The sequence below is a fragment of the Mesorhizobium sp. ISC11 genome (genome assembly GCF_037162595.1).
Taxonomy (GTDB): Bacteria; Pseudomonadota; Alphaproteobacteria; order Rhizobiales; family Rhizobiaceae; genus Mesorhizobium; species Mesorhizobium ciceri.
The window spans coordinates 4,137,405-4,154,882 of record NZ_JAVSPW010000001.1; the positions used below are offsets into that span (position 1 = coordinate 4,137,405).

Annotated in this window: 17 protein-coding genes and 1 tRNA gene; 11 read left to right on the top strand and 7 right to left on the bottom strand. The window is 63.7% G+C overall.

Annotated elements, in window-relative coordinates:
• Positions 1-50 precede the first annotated feature (50 nt).
• Both RPF88_RS20085 and RPF88_RS20090 read right to left on the bottom strand, forming a co-directional pair.
• A tRNA-Ala gene (locus RPF88_RS20085) sits at positions 51-126 on the bottom strand.
• Between the two features lie 172 nt (positions 127-298).
• Positions 299-688, bottom strand: a complete 390-nt coding sequence (locus RPF88_RS20090) for a TIGR02300 family protein (protein ID WP_013528180.1) — start codon at positions 686-688, stop codon at positions 299-301.
• A gap of 206 nt (positions 689-894) precedes the next feature.
• Here RPF88_RS20090 and aroA point away from each other — a divergent pair, with 206 nt between their 5' ends.
• The 3 genes from aroA to rpsA all read left to right on the top strand — a co-directional run bounded on the left by aroA (position 895) and on the right by rpsA (position 4,876).
• Positions 895-2,253 carry a 3-phosphoshikimate 1-carboxyvinyltransferase gene (gene aroA, locus RPF88_RS20095; protein WP_013528181.1) on the top strand — a complete coding sequence of 453 codons (1,359 nt, stop codon included), beginning with the start codon at positions 895-897 and terminating at the stop codon, positions 2,251-2,253.
• Positions 2,254-2,320: 67 nt separating this feature from the next.
• Positions 2,321-2,965, top strand: a complete 645-nt coding sequence (gene cmk / locus RPF88_RS20100) for a (d)CMP kinase (protein WP_013528182.1) — start codon at positions 2,321-2,323, stop codon at positions 2,963-2,965.
• A gap of 213 nt (positions 2,966-3,178) precedes the next feature.
• The gene (gene rpsA, locus RPF88_RS20105; protein ID WP_013528183.1) at positions 3,179-4,876 is read left to right on the top strand and encodes a 30S ribosomal protein S1; all 1,698 of its coding nucleotides are present in this window, start codon (positions 3,179-3,181) and stop codon (positions 4,874-4,876) included.
• 97 nt (positions 4,877-4,973) lie between these two features.
• Here the strand turns inward: rpsA and RPF88_RS20110 are convergent, their stop codons facing one another.
• From RPF88_RS20110 to RPF88_RS20125, 4 genes are all read right to left on the bottom strand, one after another.
• Positions 4,974-5,681: an SDR family NAD(P)-dependent oxidoreductase gene (locus RPF88_RS20110; protein WP_063171055.1), complete on the bottom strand. Its 708-nt coding sequence runs from the start codon at positions 5,679-5,681 to the stop codon at positions 4,974-4,976.
• A gap of 169 nt (positions 5,682-5,850) precedes the next feature.
• Positions 5,851-7,428 (bottom strand): 5-guanidino-2-oxopentanoate decarboxylase, encoded by a 1,578-nt coding sequence (locus RPF88_RS20115; RefSeq protein ID WP_337123073.1) that lies wholly within the window; start codon positions 7,426-7,428, stop codon positions 5,851-5,853.
• A complete protein-coding gene (locus tag RPF88_RS20120) occupies positions 7,425-8,072 on the bottom strand; it encodes a TetR family transcriptional regulator C-terminal domain-containing protein (protein WP_337123074.1) in 648 nt (215 codons plus the stop codon). The genes RPF88_RS20115 and RPF88_RS20120 overlap by 4 nt, the downstream gene beginning before the upstream one ends.
• Entirely contained in the window at positions 8,069-8,941 is an 873-nt protein-coding gene (locus RPF88_RS20125; RefSeq protein ID WP_063171053.1) for a dimethylarginine dimethylaminohydrolase family protein, read from the bottom strand. Before RPF88_RS20125 ends, RPF88_RS20120 begins: the two co-directional genes overlap by 4 nt.
• Positions 8,942-9,154: 213 nt before the next feature.
• Here RPF88_RS20125 and RPF88_RS20130 point away from each other — a divergent pair, with 213 nt between their 5' ends.
• The 8 genes from RPF88_RS20130 to RPF88_RS20165 all read left to right on the top strand — a co-directional run bounded on the left by RPF88_RS20130 (position 9,155) and on the right by RPF88_RS20165 (position 15,917).
• Entirely contained in the window at positions 9,155-9,970 is an 816-nt protein-coding gene (locus RPF88_RS20130) for an ABC transporter ATP-binding protein (protein ID WP_013528188.1), read from the top strand.
• 53 nt (positions 9,971-10,023) lie between these two features.
• The gene (locus RPF88_RS20135) at positions 10,024-10,824 is read left to right on the top strand and encodes a transporter substrate-binding domain-containing protein (protein ID WP_063169843.1); all 801 of its coding nucleotides are present in this window, start codon (positions 10,024-10,026) and stop codon (positions 10,822-10,824) included.
• Between the two features lie 155 nt (positions 10,825-10,979).
• On the top strand, positions 10,980-11,693 hold the full coding sequence (locus tag RPF88_RS20140) for an ABC transporter permease (protein WP_196815384.1): 714 nt from the start codon (positions 10,980-10,982) through the stop codon (positions 11,691-11,693).
• Complete coding sequence (locus tag RPF88_RS20145) at positions 11,693-12,502, top strand: ABC transporter permease (protein WP_013528191.1); 810 nt, start codon at positions 11,693-11,695, stop codon at positions 12,500-12,502. The genes RPF88_RS20140 and RPF88_RS20145 overlap by 1 nt, the downstream gene beginning before the upstream one ends.
• A 171-nt stretch (positions 12,503-12,673) precedes the next feature.
• Positions 12,674-13,675 (top strand): Ldh family oxidoreductase, encoded by a 1,002-nt coding sequence (locus RPF88_RS20150; protein WP_024501902.1) that lies wholly within the window; start codon positions 12,674-12,676, stop codon positions 13,673-13,675.
• Positions 13,676-13,916: 241 nt separating this feature from the next.
• Positions 13,917-14,303 carry a hypothetical protein gene (locus RPF88_RS20155; protein ID WP_337123075.1) on the top strand — a complete coding sequence of 129 codons (387 nt, stop codon included), beginning with the start codon at positions 13,917-13,919 and terminating at the stop codon, positions 14,301-14,303.
• A gap of 90 nt (positions 14,304-14,393) precedes the next feature.
• On the top strand, positions 14,394-14,846 hold the full coding sequence (locus tag RPF88_RS20160) for a DoxX family protein (RefSeq protein WP_224618375.1): 453 nt from the start codon (positions 14,394-14,396) through the stop codon (positions 14,844-14,846).
• Between the two features lie 93 nt (positions 14,847-14,939).
• A complete protein-coding gene (locus RPF88_RS20165) occupies positions 14,940-15,917 on the top strand; it encodes a complex I NDUFA9 subunit family protein (protein ID WP_013528195.1) in 978 nt (325 codons plus the stop codon).
• A gap of 29 nt (positions 15,918-15,946) precedes the next feature.
• Here the strand turns inward: RPF88_RS20165 and RPF88_RS20170 are convergent, their stop codons facing one another.
• Positions 15,947-17,314 carry a cytochrome P450 gene (locus RPF88_RS20170; protein ID WP_013528196.1) on the bottom strand — a complete coding sequence of 456 codons (1,368 nt, stop codon included), beginning with the start codon at positions 17,312-17,314 and terminating at the stop codon, positions 15,947-15,949.
• Between the last annotated feature and the right edge of the window lie 164 nt (positions 17,315-17,478).

Consider the following 17,478-nt stretch of genomic DNA (forward strand, 5'->3'; position numbering starts at 1 on the left):
ATGACCGCAGTGCGGCACATTCATCGGCTGCGAATTGCAGAGGGACTGTTTGGTGGAGCCAATCGGGATCGAACCGACGACCTCTTGAATGCCATTCAAGCGCTCTCCCAACTGAGCTATGGCCCCACTTCCGGCAGTCAACCGGCGCCGTTTCCGGCGAAGAGATCCGGCGCGGGTTGGAGACCGCGCCGTTAGTGCAGGCGGCTTCTAACCCCGCCCTTCTCAGATATCAAGCCTTCGAGAGCCGCTTTTTCTTCACAGGCCTCGAAAGCCCGCAAACGCCCGCTTTCAAGGCCGATCAGACCTCGTCGTCGTCGTCGCCGACGCCGATCATGTCGGCAACGTCGTCATCTTCTTCCTCTTCGTCGGCGAGGAAGGTGTCATCTTCGTCGTCGCCGAGATCAACGTCGTCCTCGTCGTCGCCAAGATCCGGCAGGTCGTCGCCCTTGACGTCCTCATCAGCCTCTTCGAGCGAGACGACCTCAACGCCTTCTTCTTCCTCGGCGTCCACTTCCTTCTCGGCCACTTCCTCTTCCTCCTCGAGAGCGGCAATCTTGCCTTCCTCGAAATAGGAACGCGGATAGGTCTTGCCGGTGTAGGGCGAGACGATCGGGTCCTTGTTCAGGTCGTAGAATTTTCGGCCCGTCTCCGGGTCGATACGTTTTGTGCCAAGTTCGGTTTTTGCCACGGCAAGCCTCGTCAATAAAAGAGTGGTCCCCTTAACCACAGTTTGCAGCGCTGTCAAAGCGAAAAGCCGGCGTCACAAAACCATGCATTGAAAGGCCTCGCGTGAAGTGACGACCATGGGGATGACCATTTCGGCCCACCGTGGTACGAGACCGCCGCAACAAATGAAAAGCGCCGGCCCGCCGGCATTCCGTCCAGGGAAATTCCATGTCTCACGCCGCCGCCCCCAAGCCGGCCACCGCCCGCCAATCCCCAGCCCTTTCCGGCATCGCGCGCGTGCCGGGTGATAAGTCGATCTCGCACCGTTCCTTCATGTTCGGCGGCCTCGCCTCCGGCGAGACCCGCATCACCGGCCTGCTCGAAGGCGAGGACGTGATGCGCACGGGCGCGGCCATGAAGGCAATGGGCGCGCATATCGAGAAGAACGGCGACGAGTGGGTGATCCGCGGCACCGGCAACGGCGCGCTGCTGCAGCCGGAAGGCCCGCTCGATTTCGGCAATGCCGGCACCGGCTCGCGGCTGACCATGGGCCTTGTCGGCACCTATGACATGGAGACGACCTTCATCGGCGATGCCTCGCTGTCGGGCCGGCCGATGGGCCGTGTGCTGGAACCCTTGCGCCAGATGGGCGTGCAGGTGCTGAAGGCGACGCCGGGCGACCGCATGCCGATCACACTGCATGGACCCAAGCATGCCGCACCGATCACCTATCGCGTGCCGATGGCCTCGGCGCAGGTGAAGTCCGCAGTGCTGCTCGCCGGCCTCAACACGCCCGGCATCACCACGGTGATCGAGCCGGTGATGACACGCGACCACACCGAAAAGATGCTGAAGGGGTTTGGCGCCAATCTGTCGGTCGAAACCGACGAGCGTGGCGTGCGCCACATCTTCATCGAAGGCCAGGGCAAGCTGACCGGCCAGACCATCGCCGTGCCGGGCGACCCGTCCTCGGCCGGCTTCCCGCTGGTGGCCGCCCTGATCGTGCCGGGTTCGGACATCACGATCGAAAACGTACTGATGAACCCGACCCGCACCGGCCTGCTTTTGACGCTGCAGGAGATGGGCGGCAACATCGACATCCTCAACCCGCGCAATGCCGGCGGCGAGGATGTCGCCGACCTGCGGGTACGTTACTCCGAGCTCAAGGGCGTCATCGTGCCGCCCGAGCGGGCGCCGTCCATGATCGACGAGTATCCGGTGCTGGCGGTCGCTGCGAGCTTCGCCGAGGGCGAAACGCTGATGCAGGGGCTGGAGGAGCTGCGGGTGAAGGAATCCGACCGGCTGTCGGCCGTCGCCAACGGGCTGACGCTCAACGGCGTCGACTGCACCGAGGGCGAAGCTTCGCTTGCCGTGCGCGGCAAACCGGGCGGCAAGGGCCTTGGCGGCCATCCCAACGGCAAGGACACCACCGTGCAGACCCATCTCGACCACCGCATCGCCATGAGCTTTCTGGTCATGGGGCTGGCGACGGAAAAGCCGGTGACCATTGACGACGCCGCCATGATCGCGACCAGCTTTCCGGAGTTCATGGGGCTGATGACGGCGCTGGGCGCGGAGATCGGGTGACGGTCGTGGCAACCAATAGCCTTGGTACGTTGGCAGGCCAGCGCCCAACCCTTTCGGCGGTCTGCCAATGACACACGTCTTCACCATCGCCATCGACGGCCCCGCCGGCGCCGGCAAGGGCACCCTCGCCCGCCGGCTGGCCGACCACTACCGCCTCAACCTGCTCGACACCGGCCTCACCTACCGTGCCGTGGCCTATGCGCTCATCCAGCACGCGCTGCCGCTCGACAATGTCTCGGCGGCTGAAACCGCTGCCCGCCAGGTCGATCTGGCAAAGCTCGACCGGACGGTCTTGTCGGCGCATGCGGTCGGCGAGGCGGCCTCCAAGGTCGCGGTGTACCCGACCGTGCGGCGCATCCTCGTCGAAAAGCAGCGCGACTTCGCCAAGACGCCGCCGGGTGCGGTGCTCGACGGGCGCGACATCGGCACCGTGGTGTGCCCCGACGCCGACATCAAACTCTATGTGACGGCGAGCGCCGAGGTGCGGGCACAGCGCCGGCTGGCCGAGATCGAGAGCATCGGCGGGACCGCTGATTTTACCGAGATCCTCGCCGATATCATGCGCCGCGACGAGCGCGACATGGGTCGAGCGGACTCACCTTTGAAGCCGGCCGCCGACGCGCACTTGCTTGATACCAGCGAAATGGCTATAGAAGCCGCGTTTCTTGCAGCCATGGCGATCATCGATGACGTCTTGGCCAAGAGAGACTAGGCCTGATCCGGGTTTTTCCCTCGTCTTTCCGTTGTCGGAGGCGAAGAAAATACCCATATCGGGCACGAACCAGCCTGCCAGCATTCTTCATGCGCCGGAATTGCCGCTTAAAGAGCGGCCCAGGGCTTTTGTAGCCCGGAACGCCGGCAGGCCAACGCAACGCTAACCCACGGCGCCCGTCCCGCTTGAGATGCGGGCACTCCAGGAGAAACAATGTCAGCTGCAAATCCCACTCGCGATGATTTCGCGAGCCTGCTCGAAGAATCATTCACCACCGGTCACTCCGGCGAAGGCCAGGTCGTCAAGGGCACGATCACGGCGATCGAAAAGGACATGGCCATCATCGACGTCGGCCTCAAGGTCGAAGGCCGCGTGCCGCTGAAGGAATTCGGCGTCAAGGGCAAGGACACTACCCTCAAGGTTGGTGACACCGTCGAAGTCTATGTCGAGCGCATTGAAAACGCGCTTGGCGAAGCAATGCTTTCCCGTGAGAAGGCCCGTCGCGAAGAGAGCTGGGTCCGCCTCGAAGAGAAGTTCACCAAGGGTGAGCGCGTCGAAGGCGTTATCTTCAACCAGGTCAAGGGCGGCTTCACGGTCGACCTCGACGGCGCCGTGGCCTTCCTGCCGCGCAGCCAGGTCGATATCCGCCCGATCCGCGACGTCTCCCCGCTGATGCACAACCCGCAGCCCTTCGAGATCCTCAAGATGGATCGCCGCCGCGGCAACATCGTGGTGTCTCGCCGTACCGTGCTCGAAGAGAGCCGCGCCGAACAGCGTTCGGAAATCGTGCAGAACCTCGAAGAAGGCCAGGTTGTCGAAGGCGTCGTCAAGAACATCACCGATTACGGTGCGTTCGTCGACCTCGGCGGCATCGACGGCCTGCTGCATGTCACCGACATGGCATGGCGCCGCGTCAACCATCCGACCGAAATCCTCAACATCGGTCAGACGGTCAAGGTGCAGATCATCCGCATCAACCAGGAAACCCACCGTATCTCGCTCGGCATGAAGCAGCTCGAGAGCGATCCGTGGTCCGAGATCGGCACCAAGTTCCCGATCGGCAAGAAGATCAAGGGTACCGTCACCAACATCACCGACTACGGCGCGTTCGTCGAGCTGGAGCCGGGCATCGAGGGTCTCATCCACGTTTCGGAAATGTCGTGGACGAAGAAGAACGTGCATCCCGGCAAGATCCTGTCGACGACCCAGGAAGTCGACGTGGTGGTGCTCGAGGTCGATCCGGCCAAGCGCCGCATCTCGCTCGGCCTCAAGCAGACGCTCGAGAATCCGTGGCAGGCTTTCGCCTCGAGCCATCCGGTCGGCAGCCAGGTCGAGGGCGAGGTCAAGAACAAGACCGAGTTCGGCCTGTTCATCGGCCTCGAAGGCGACGTGGACGGCATGGTGCACCTTTCCGACCTCGACTGGACCCGTCCGGGCGAGCAGGTCATCGAAGAGTACAATCGCGGCGACATGGTCAAGGCGCAGGTGCTCGACGTCGACATCGACAAGGAGCGCATCTCGCTCGGCATCAAGCAGCTGGCCAAGGATACGGTCGGCGAAGCGGCGACTTCAGGCGAACTGCGCAAGAACGCGGTCGTCACCTGCGAAGTCATCGGCGTCAAGGATGGCGGTCTGGAAGTGCGGCTGGTCGACAGCGGCATCGAAACCTTCATCAAGCGCTCCGACCTGAGCCGTGACCGCGACGAACAGCGCCCCGAGCGCTTCACCGTCGGCCAGAAGGTCGATGCCCGCGTCATCGCCTTCGACAAGAAGACCCGCAAGCTGCAGGTCTCGATCAAGGCGCTGGAAATCGCCGAAGAGAAGGAAGCGGTCGCTCAGTACGGCTCGACCGACTCCGGCGCTTCGCTGGGCGACATCCTGGGTGCCGCGCTGAAGAAGCAGGGCAGCTAAGTCTTCGCACCGCGAAGCCTTCGCACAGGCTCCAAAACAAAACCCCGCCGGAGCGATCCGGCGGGGTTTTTCTTTGACCTAGGTAAAGGTTGGAAAGTTACGCCCTGCCGTAAAGCGGCACCAGCGTGCCGCTCATCGCCTGATTGGCCGGCGAGGCGAGATAGGCGATGGCCTCGGCGGCGGCTTCGAGGCTGACCCATCTTGTGACATCGGCATCCGGCATATCGGCGCGGTTTGCCGGCGTATCTAGCGTCGACGGCGCCACGGCATTGACCAGGATGCCCTTGTGCTTCAGCTCTTCGGCCATCGCCACCGTCATGGCTGCCACCGCCGCCTTGCTGGCGGCGTAAGCGACCATGCCGGCGCCGCGCCGCGGATCGAGCCCGGCGCGCGCGGTGACGTTGACGATGCGGCCCGCCGTGTCCGACGACAGCATCGAGCGGATCGCGGCGCGGCAGCACAGGAAGGCGGTGCGCGCATTGGTGTCCATCATCTCGGCAAAGGACGCCGACTCGATCTTTTCAACAGGCGCCGAGGTGAAGCCGCCAGCCAGATGGATCGAGCCCCAAAGGCCCGGAACCTGGCTATAGAACGCTTCGACCTTCGCGGGGTCCGAGAGATCGACGTTGTGCACCAACTGGACACGGTCATGCGAGGTAAAGGGGAAATGCGTAGGGGCGGCAGCATGAGCATTGGGCACATGGCAGATCGCGCCGTCGCTCAGCAGTTTGCCGACAACCGCACCGCCGAGCGCACCGGTCCCACCAGTCACGACGATATGCTTGCCTTCAAGTGTTTCCGTCATCTTGGACGCTCCTGTCATTTTTTTATCGTTAGGTCGTTTCTGTGCCGCCGACGCGAAGCGTCGCGCCTTTTGCGCCATCACTCAATTGACATCTCGACATGGCAGTTGTCGCGTCTTTGCATGCGTCCGACACTTCAGCCGTGGCCCGCCAAAACGGGAAACCCGCGCTTCAGTCAACTGTGATTTCGATGACGCGCGGCAGTCCGGTGGCCCGGGCGCGCTTCAGCGCGTCCGCGAGAGCATCGATATCGGCAAGCCGTTCGGCGCCGATGCCATAGGCCTCGGCCAGCTTGCAGAAATCCGGCGGCGCCGGCGATACGCCGACCGGCTCGACGCCGACATCGAGCATCGAGGTTTCGATCTCGCGGTAGCCTCTGTTGTTCCAGACGACGAAGATGACCGGTACCCGCGCGTCGAGCGCGGCGCCCAGTTCCGGCAGCGTGAACTGGAAGCCGCCGTCACCCGTGAGGCAGACGACCGGCGCATCGGGTATCGCAAAGGCCGCGCCAATTGCGGCCGGCGGGCCGTAGCCAAGCGCGCCGAAGCCGGTGGCGGCATTGAACCAACCGCCTGGCCGATCATGGTCGTAATAGAGGTTGGCCGCATAGATTGGCTGCGTCGAATCGCCGACGATGAGCGCGCCCGGCAAAGCGTCGCGGATCATCTCGACGGCGCGCACCTGCCCCTGCAGTGTCGGATTGAGCTCGGCAAAGGCTGCTTTGCGTGTAGTAGCGGCGCGCGACGAACCGCCCTCGCTTGCCCGGACATGGCGGGTTTCCAGAAGCAGTGCTTCGAGCGCCTCGGCGCAATCGGCCTGGATCGAAACCGTCGCCGGGCGGCGGGCAAGCTGGTCCGCGCCGATATCGATGCGGATCAGGTTGGCGGGCAGGACGAAGCCGCCATCGCTGTAGCCGTCATAGTCGGTCGGGCCGAATTCGGTGCCGGCGGCAATGACCAGGTCGGCGTCGGCCATCAGCGCCCGTACTGTCTTCAGGCTGGGACTGGCCGGCACGCAAAGCGGATGACCATGCAGCAGGCCGCGCGCATTGGTGGTCTGGACGACCGGCGCCCCCAGCCGTTCGGCCAGACGCCGCAGTGGCGCTTCGGCGCGTTTGGCGCCGCCGCCGACCAGGATCAGCGGGCGGCGCGCTGCACTGATGAGTTTGGCCGCGTTGGCAATTGCGACACCTTCCGGCACGGGCGGCGTCACATTGCTCAGCATGGCAGCGATGCCATCCGCCGGCTTGACCATGACGTCGGTCGGGATCTCGATATGTACCGGGCCGGGCCGGGCCGATGAAAACAGGGCGAAGGCCTGCGCCAGCGCGCCGGGCAATTCGCCAGCCTCGGTAACGCGCTGCGAAAACAGCGCCACCTTCTCCATCATGCCGCGCTGATCCGGCAATTCGTGCAGATGGCCCAGCCCCTTGCCCAGCGTCGGCGTGGCGTTGACGCCTGAGATCACCAGCATCGGCACCGAATCGGCGCGTGCCTGCCCCATGGCGGTGATGGTGTTGGTCAGCCCCGGTCCGGTGATGACGAAGGCGACGCCCGGTCTGCCGCTGGCGCGTGCGTAGCCATCGGCCATGAAGCCGGCGCCCTGTTCATGGCGCGGTGTGACGTGGCGGATCTTGGAGCGCGCTAGCCCGCGGTAGAGTTCTACCGTGTGGACGCCGGGAATCCCGAAGACCGTGTCGACGCCATGGGCTTCGAGCAGCGAAATGAGCGCTTCGCCGAGTGTCGTCATTGGTTTTCCTCCCCTTCCGGCGCGAGGCCTAGTTCGGCCTCGACGGCCTTGATGCCGATCGCCGCCAATTCGCCGGGCGAGAACATCTCGCCGGCCAGGCAGCCTTCGATCCAGAGTCCGTCGATGATCGCATTAATCGCGATGGCATGGTGGCGCAATTGGCTTGCGTCCGATTTGCGCCGTTCGGCGGCGAGCACCTCGGCCACAACCGCTTCCACCTCATTGCGAAAACCAAGGTAGCCTTCGCGGTGGGCGTGGGCCAAGGTCGGAGCCGCTCTGGCGCGGCCGATGAAGGTTGCCCAGAGCGAAAACACCCGCGCGTCGATAATCGGCGCATTGAGGTTGGCGGTGACGAAAGCCGCAAGGCGCTGGCGAGGCGAGGCATTCTCCATGACCAAAGCCGCTTTCGCCTGCTCGGTCATGCGGCCCATCAGCGCTGCATAGGCTTCCTGCAGCAATTCTTCCTTGCCGGGAAAATAGTGCCGGATCAGCCCGGCGGTGACGCCGGCACGCAATGCGATGGTGCGCAAGGTGGCGCCCTGCAGGCCATGTTCCGCCACGCTGTCCAGAGTGGCCTCGATCAGATCCTGCCGCCGCCGCTCCTCGCCCTCGCGACGGAACCTGCGGCGGGATGGCATATTCATTGGCGCAGGATCGGTCGCGTCAGGCATGTCGGCCCGCCCTCGCAGGCGATGCAGAGCGCATCCGCCTCGAAGATTTCGACCGTGCAGCCGGCGGCTTCCATCGCGGCTTTGGTCTTTGGAAAGCCCGCGACGGCAATGATCTTGTGTGGGCTGGTCGGCAGCACGTTCAGGCTAAGGCCGTTGGAAGCCGCGAACTCTTCGGCGTCGCCTTCGACCAGCCGGATGTTACGCGCCTTCAGCATCTGATAGAATGGGGCCGGCAAAAGCGGTGAATGGACCAGTGCGAGGTCGTCGGCCAGCGGGCTGATCACCGACATCAGATGCAGGCACGCTTCTTCGCCTTGCCACAGCGGAAGATCAAAGCCGTAGACGGAAACGCCCAGCGGCGTCAGCAGGTTGGAAACCTGCTGGATGCCTTCCTGGTTGGAGCGGACACCGCGCCCGATCACCAGCGTACGGGCATCGAGCCATACGCAATCACCGCCTTCGACCTGGCCAGGAACCTCGACGCGGCCCAGGATTGGAATGCCCAGCCTTCGGTAGGTTTCCTCATGCAGCGAGGGCTCCCTGGCGCGCAACGGCTTGCCCATGGACAGAATCAGCGCGCCGCGATCGGTCATCAGCGACGGGTCGTGCGTGAACACCGAGTCCGAAAGTCCATCCGCCGTGTCCTCGATCCATTCGATTTCGGCACCGGAAGCCGCCACCAGTTCAGCAAGGAGCGCGTGCTGCGATGCCGCTTTCGCCGGATTGAATCCCGGGCCATAGTGCCAGGCAACCCTGTCGGCATTGCGCATGGCGTTGGCCGCCGACCGCATCAGCACGCGGCGCAGCGGCGCCGCCATGGACTGTGATCCGAAAGCGCTCATCGAAGTCCTTTTTCGCTGAAAAAAATCGAGAAAATTTCATGGAAGGCTATTTATACACTTGCACAACAAGCTCGCAAGTGCCGTAATAAGCAGGATTGACGGGCTCTCGCCGTTGGGTCCATGCTGAAGTCTGGAGCGGGGCAGTACAGCGTATATGTTAATTAGCCGGATACACGTTCGACGAACCGCAGCCGACCCGATAGAGGTCACCCGGTGAGCGTGGTGGAAGCTGCCGCAGTCCGATCCGGCAAGGCGCAGGACGGCGCCGCCGAAGCCATCCATGTCGAGAACCTGCACAAGAAGTTCGGTGAGCTGCATGTGCTGAAGGGCGTCTCGCTGTCGGCGCGCGACGGCGAGGTCATCGCCATCATCGGCGGCTCGGGCTCCGGCAAATCGACCCTGCTGCGCTGCATCAACTGCCTGGAAAACCCGACCAGCGGCATCATTCGCGTCAATGGCGAGGAGATCAAACTCAAGGCCGACAGCCACGGCCACACCATTCCGGCCGACCGCAAGCAGATCGAGCGCATCCGCTCCAAGCTCGGCATGGTGTTCCAAAACTTCAACCTGTGGAGCCACATGACGCTGATCGAAAACGTCATCGAGGTTCCGGTGCATGTGCTTGGCGTCAAGCGCGATGTGGCGATCGGCGAGGCCGAGAAGCTGCTCGCCCGTGTCGGTCTGGCTGAAAAGCGCGACGTCTATCCGGCCTATCTGTCGGGCGGCCAGCAGCAGCGCGCCGCGATCGCCCGGGCGCTGGCCATCAATCCGCGCGTCATGCTGTTCGACGAGCCCACCTCCGCGCTCGATCCCGAACTGGTCGGCGAGGTGCTGAAGGTGATCGGCGACCTAGCGCGCGAAGGCCGCACCATGGTGCTGGTCACCCACGAGATGAAGTTCGCCCGCGAGGTCGCGACCCATGTCGTCTACCTCTACAACGGGCTGGTCGAGGAAGAAGGGCCGCCGGAGCAGATCTTCGGCGCACCGAAATCCGAAAGGCTGAAGCAGTTCATCCGCAACATCGGCTAGGCAAGCCGGGACGGAAGAAAACCGGGAACCAACAACAAACTGGGAGTCATGAAATGAAGACCGTTCTGAAGACATTTGCCGCAGCGCTGCTGCTCGGCGTCGCCGCCATGGGCGTGGCCAAGGCCGATCCGGTCAAGATCGGCGTCGCCGCCGAGCCTTATCCGCCCTTCACCTCGCCCGATGCTTCGGGCAAATGGATCGGCTGGGAGATCGACTTCATCGACGCCGTCTGCGCCGAGGAGAAGCTCGATTGCGTCATCACCCCGGTTGCCTGGGACGGCATCATCCCGGCTCTGACGACCAAGAAGATCGACCTCATCGTCTCCTCGATGTCGATCACCGCCGAACGCGCGAAGACGATCGATTTCTCGGACAAGTACTATAACACGCCGACCGCGATCATCGGCCCGAAGGACCAGAAATTCGGCTCCGCTCCGGACGACCTCAAGGGCAAGATCGTCGGCGTGCAAGTGTCGACGGTGCACGCTGTCTACGCCAAGAAGCACTTTGGCAGCACAGCCTCCGAGATCAAGGAATACCAGACCCAGGACGAGGCCAACAACGATCTGGCCGCCGGCCGTCTCGACGCGGTGCAGGCCGATTCCATCGCGCTTGGCGAATTCCTCAAATCCGACCAGGGCAAAGCCTGCTGCGACCTGAAGGGCATGGTCGCTCCCGATGACGAAGTGCTCGGACCGGGCGTCGGCGCCGGCGTGCGCAAGGAAGACACCGACCTGAAGGGCAAAATCAACGCCGGCATCAAGGCGATCCGCGCCAACGGCAAATATGACGAGATCTCGAAGAAATACTTCGATTTCGACATTTACGGCGGCGGCGGCGCGCAGTCGAACTGACGATCCTCGTATGAGCTGTGGGGTGTGGCGTCGCGCCATGCCCCACCTGCTCGATCTTTCCCAGGCATGTTTGCCGCCCACGCAGCCGTCGGCGGTTAGTCAGCACTTCGGGGGCGACGCTGATCGACGCACTTCTTTCGGCCTCCGCGGCCGGCATCACCGAGCTTCTCTCGCCCTACCCGCCAGGCTGGGGCGGGGCGCTTCTGGTTGGGCTGCTGCATTCGATCGAGATCGCGCTGGGCGCCACGTGCCTCGGCCTTCTGATCGGCACCGGCGGCGCCTATGGCAAGCTTTATGGCGGGCCGGTGGTGCGCGATCTCCTGGCGGTTTACACCACCATCGTGCGCGCCGTGCCCGAACTGGTGCTGATCCTGCTGCTCTATTACGCCGGCACCGACCTGATCAATCAGGCGCTGACGGCCATGGGTTATCAGCGCGTCGACGTGAGCGGCCTTGCCGCCGGCATCGCCGTGCTCGGCTTCGTCCAGGGCGCCTATTCGACAGAGGTGATACGCGGCGCGATCCTGGCCATTCCGCAGGGCCAGATCGAAGCCGCCCGCGCCTATGGAATGTCTCCGGGCCTGATGTTGCGGCGCATCACCTTGCCGTCAATGCTGCCCTTCGCTATTCCGGGCCTCGCCAATCTCTGGCTGATCGCCACCAAGGACACCGCGCTATTGGCTGTTGTCGGCTTCTACGAGCTGGCGCTGGCAACGCGGCAGGCAGCGGGCGTCACCAAGGCCTATTTCACCTTCTTTTTCGCGGCGGGCGTGCTCTATCTGCTTTTGTCGCTGTTTTCCAACCTCGTTATCGGCCGGGTCGAGACCTGGTCGCGGCGCGGCATGCCTTCGCTCAAGGAGGCGCGCTGATGGCCAACGAGGCGACCATCATCGACGTCGTCGCGCGAACGTCGCTGTGGCTGCAGCCGCACCGCATCGTGCTGATCCTGATCGCACTGGGCCTTGTTCTGTCGGCCGCCTTTTTCATGCGCTGGGACTGGCTGCCGCAATATTATGAAATGGGCTTGATCGGCCTCTGGCGCTCGCTGTGGATCCTGGCCGTCACCTGCGTGCTGGGCTTCCTGCTGGCCGTCCCGCTTGGCCTGGCGCAGGCTGCCGGCTCGTTCTGGTTCGCCGCACCCGCCAAGGTGTTCTGCACGGTGATCCGGGGCACACCGCTGCTGATCCAGCTCTGGCTGCTCTATTACGGCCTGGGTTCGCTGTTCCCGCAATATCCGTGGATCCGCGAATCCTGGATGTGGCCATATCTGCGGCAAGCCTGGCCCTATGGCGTGCTGGCGCTGACCCTGTCGTTCGCCGGTTATGAGGGCGAGGTGATGCGCGGCGCCTTCGCCGGCGTGCCCAAGGGGCAACTCGAAGCCGCCCGCGCCTTCGGCATGAGCCGCTGGAAGGCGTTCCGGCGGATCTGGCTGCCGCAAGCCATCTACCGGGCGCTGCCGACGCTGACCGGCGAGACCGTGCTGCAATTGAAGTCGACGCCGCTGGTGGCGACGATCAGCGTCATCGACATCTTCGCCGTTTCGTCCAAAGTACGGCAGGACACCTACCTCACCTACGAGCCCTTGCTGCTGCTGGCGCTGATCTACATGACGATAACCGGCATTCTGGTCTTCGCCTTCAGCAGGATAGAGGCCAGGATCCCGAACAAGATTGGTTAGAGGGGAGTAGGGGAGTAGGGGAGTAGGGGAGTAGGGGAGTATCAGGCCACTATCCACATTCACATTTCCATCCCCATTCGCTATTCACTGCCCACTGTCCCGTACTCCCCTATTTCCTTACTCCCCTACTCCCCTACTCCCCTACTCCCCTACTCCCCTAGGACGGCCATGATGCAACTCAGTCTCGACCAGGCAAAAGGACTGTGCCGGATGGCGGCACTTGGCGCCGGCGCCAATGAGGAAGCGGCGCAATCGCTCACTGCTTCGATCATATCAGCCGAGGCCGAAGGGCTTTCCTCGGTCGGTCTGTCGCATTTCATCGACTATCTCGAGGCGCTGGAAGCCGGACGCATCGACGGCAATGCCGACCCGGTGATCACCCGGCCGGCGCTGGCGGTCTATCTCTCCGATGCGCGCGGCGGGCTGGCGCATACCGGCTTCGACCGCACCATCGACGACCTCGCCAAGGCGGCAAAGCTGTTCGGTGTCGCCATCTTCTCGCAGAAGAACGCCTATACATGCGGCGCGCTCGGCTATTTCACCGGAAGGCTGGCAGCACAAGGACTGGTGTCGTTCGCAGCCACCAACGGCCCGGCCGTGCTTGCCGGCTCGGGTTCGGTCAAGCCGGTCTACTGCACCAACCCGATGTCGTTTGCCGCGCCTGCCGCCGACGGGGCGCCGCTGGTGATCGACCAGTCGTCGAGCGCCACCGCTTTCGTCAACATCCGCAAAGCGGCCGAGGACGGCAAGACAATCCCGGAAGGCTGGGCGCTGGACGCCAGCGGCAACCCGACCACCGATCCCGCCGCCGCCATGAAGGGCGCAATGCTCGCCTTCGGCGGTCAGCGCGGCGCCAACATCGCGCTGATGGTCGAGGTGCTGGCGGCGGGCCTGTCGGGCGCCAACTGGTCGCTCGACGCGCCATGGTTCAGCGGCGGGCCGGACAGCCCCGGCACGGGACTGTTCGTGCTTGCTATCGAACCCAAGCTGCTCGATCCAGATTTCGAGCAACGAATGAAGGACCAGCTTGACCGGCTGCGGCGGCGCTTCGGCGTGCATGTGCCCGGTCGTGCCCGCGCAGAGGCCGCCGAGAAGGCGCAAGCGCGCGGCATTACCGCATCGAAGGCCGTGGTGCAGCGCATTTCCGAATTCGCCGCACGCTATTCTTCCTGAACATCTATTAAATATCAATTAGTTATCTGGAATTCGCCCGCCGCAGGCGCGGCGCAGTGCGATTTTCTTTGCGCGCCGCTGAACCTTTCCGCGCCTTGCTGCGACCCAGCTTTGTCCAGGGCAAGGCGAGCTTGCCCGATCCACACCGAGGGAAGCAGCAAACCGAAATCGAAAGCCTGCATCACGCGAAGGCCGGTCCTTCGCGCCTCGGAAAACTCAACCCAAATCAAAGGAAATTGCCATGACCAACACCAAGATTACCATGCTGACCGCCGTCCTTCTGCTCGGCTCGTTCATGGGCGCCACACAGGCAGCCACCCTGAAGGCCGCACCGGTCAAGCCGTCCAGCCCGGGTGTCATCGCTGCCCCGAGCGGCGGGGCCACCGAAGACCACTACTGCAAGAACGGCCATGCAAAATTCGCCAATTGCAGCGCCGATTTCGTCGCCGCCTGCAAGAAGGTTGGTGGCACCATGTCGGATGTTCAGGGCTGGGTGGGCGTACTTGCTTCACGCCCTCCTGATACCGTCTCAGGTCAGGCCGCGCCGTCGGCCCCTGGCTTCGCATGGATGTCACCCGGAAAACCCCGCTTCGGCGGGGTTTTCTGCGTTTTGATCGCACGATGGTAAAACATTCTCGTTTTGGTCAACTTTTGTTTATTTGACTTCGACCAACCTGATCGGCCGTTTGCGCTGGTTGAGCAAAACAGAGGAGCTACAATGTCGGCAAGCACGGACAATCCCCGCAACGCCCTTGTCATCCCGGTCCTTGGCAGGTTTTACGCGGCCCTGCACGATGGTGCCGAAACCGTTCTTCGCGTCGTCGCCGGCGGGTTTCTCGCCATCCACGGTTCGCAGAAGATCGCCAATCCTTTCGGCGCTGCCGAGATGGTCGAGGGTCTCGGCTTCTATCCGGGCGCGTTGTGGTCGTTGCTTCTGGCCTGCACTGAATTCTTTGGCGGCATCTTCATCGCCATCGGCTTTTTGACGCGGCCGGCCGCCTTTGCCGGCCTGTTCGTGCTGCTGGTCACGGTCTGGTTCCACTGGGTCACCATGGGCCAAGGCTATTCGGGTGCGGAAAAGTCGCTGCTGTGGGCAGCGATCCTGCTCTTCTTCGTCATTCGCGGCGGCAACCGCCATTCGGTCGACAACCGTATCGGCAAAGCGTTCTGACAGGCTGATAGCGACGACGCGTCGCCCTTTGCCTTTGGCACGAAACGGATTATGAAACGGCTTCAGCCAAGCCTACGAGCGCCGGAGCCAGCCATGACCGAAATCCTGCAGACCCCAAAGCTCGTCGTCGTCTTTGGCGGGTCAGGCTTTGTCGGCCGCCATGTCGTGCGCGCGTTGGCCAAGCGCGGCTATCGCATCAGGGTCGCCTGCCGGCGGCCCGATCTCGCCGGCCATTTGCAGCCGCTCGGCAATGTCGGCCAGATCCAGCCGGTCCAGGCCAATGTGCGCGTGCGCTGGTCGGTAGACCGCGCCGTGCAAGGCGCCGACCATGTCGTCAATCTGGTCGCCATCCTGCATGAGAGCGGCCGGCAGAAATTCTCCGCCGTGCACGAGTTCGGCGCCCGCGCAGTGGCCGAGGCCGCGCGCTCGGTCGGCGCCGGCCTGACCCACATTTCTGCGCTTGGCGCCGATCTGGACTCCGAATCAGACTACGCGCGCACCAAGGCGCTTGGCGAAAAGGCTGTCCTGGAGACGATCAAGGACGCCGTGATCTTCCGGCCGTCGATCAATTTCGGACCCGAAGACGGCTTCTTCAACCGCTTCGCCAACATGGCGCGCTATTCGCCGGTGCTGCCGCTGATCGGCGGCGGCCAGACCAAGTTTCAGCCGGTCTATGTCGGCGACGTAGCCGAAGCGGTGGCGCGCTCGGTCGACGGCAAGGTGGATGGCGGCCAGATCTATGAACTCGGCGGACCGAAGGTGCTCACCTTCAAGCAGTGTATGGAAGAGCTGCTCGACGTGATCGAGCGCAAGCGGCTGCTGGTGCCGGTTCCGTGGTGGGTGGCCAACATCCAGGCCTCGATCCTCGGTCTCCTGCCCAACCCGCTGCTGACCAAGGACCAGGTGATGCAGCTGCGCGAGCACAACATCGTTTCGGACGCCGCCAACCAGACCAACAGGACGCTTGCGGGGCTAGGCATCCAGTCGCAGTCGATCGCGACGATCCTGCCCAGCTATCTCTGGCGCTACCGCGCCGCCGGCCAGTTCCAGCAACGCAAGCCCGCGGCCTAATTCAGCGCAACTGCCTGAAGGTGTCACGCCTAACGCGGCGTGACCTGCATCGGTAGACCGCCTTGCGGCTGCGTGGTCAGTTTCTGTACCGGCCAGGGTTTCGTTTCGGCGGTGGTGTCGAAGCGGAAGCGCGACAGCATGATCGCCAGCGCGATGATCGCCTCCTGCATGGCGAAGCTGGCGCCGATGCAGACGCGTGGGCCGGCGCCAAACGGCAGATACTGGAAGCGGTCGATCTTTTCGCGATTTCCCGGGTGGAAGCGCTCCGGCAGGAAGGCATCCGGCCGGTCCCACAGTTTCCTGTGGCGATGCACGACCCAAGGCATCACCAGCACCGCGGCGTGCTTGGGGATATGAAGATCCTTCCACATTTCCGGTTCGATCGGCTCGCGGTTGATCGACGGCGCCGGCGGATAGAGCCTGAGCGCTTCGTCGAAAGCCGCGCGCGTGAACGGCATGGCATCGAGCCATTTCGTCGGATCGGGCTCGCGCGCCAGCACCTGGTCGATCTCCTGCTCGACCCGGTTGCGCTCCCACGGTGATTCAGCCAGGCAATAGAGCGTCCAGCCCAGCGCACGCGCCGTCGTCTCATGGCCGGCGCCGATGAAGGTGATGATGTTGTCCTCGACCTCGGCCCGCGTCAGTCCGTCGGGTCCCTCGGCCTTGAGCAGCAGTGTCAGGAAATCCTGCGGCACGGCATCGGGATCGCGCTTGAATTTCGCTTCGCGCATCTTGACCGTGTCGGTGACGATCTTGCGGAAATAGGCCATGGTCTTGCGGCCACGGATGCGGGTCAGCCTCGGCAGCCAGTCGGGCGCACGCAACAGGTCGAGCGGATCGACGCGACCCATGGTCTCGAACAGGCGGTCGATCTCGTTGGCGAAACTGCCGGGCTCGCCTGATATCTCGCCGGAAAACAGCGTCTCGGCCAGGATGTCATAAGTGAGCAGCGTCATGTCATGGGCGATGTCAGACGTGCCGCCGTCTTCGTAACGGGTGACGAAGTCCTGCGTGCGCCTCAGCATCGGCTGGGCGAAGCCGAAGATGTGGCGCGGCGTGAACACCGGCGCCATCGCCTTGCGCGACCGCTTCCAGACCTCGCCCTCGGCGGTGAGCAGGCCGTCGCGCAGGATCGGCCGCAGTATCTTCTGGCGCACCGTCGCCATCTTGTAGTTCCTGGCGTTGTCGACCAGCACATGCCGGATCAGGGCGGGATCATTGGCGACGATCAGATGTCCGCCAACGCCGTTCGCCGAGATCCACGGCTCGTTGTAGGTATGCTCACCCCACAATTCGAGCGGGTTGCGGTAGACGATGCGGATCATCTCCAACGTCGAGGGCGGCGTCGTGCGCGGCTTCGGCGCCGGGGGAATGAAGGGGGCGGGCTGGATGTCCATGCTGTGCTCCGCTGATGACCCAATGTAGTGGGCCGCAAAGCAGGCGTCCATGTGACCGAACGGCAAGGCCCTACTCTCCGGAATGTGACCGGTTACCGCGAGGTGCCTTCTTGTTGCCCCGAGCGGCATGCCCTAGGTGGCAGTCACCAATGGATACCGCCACC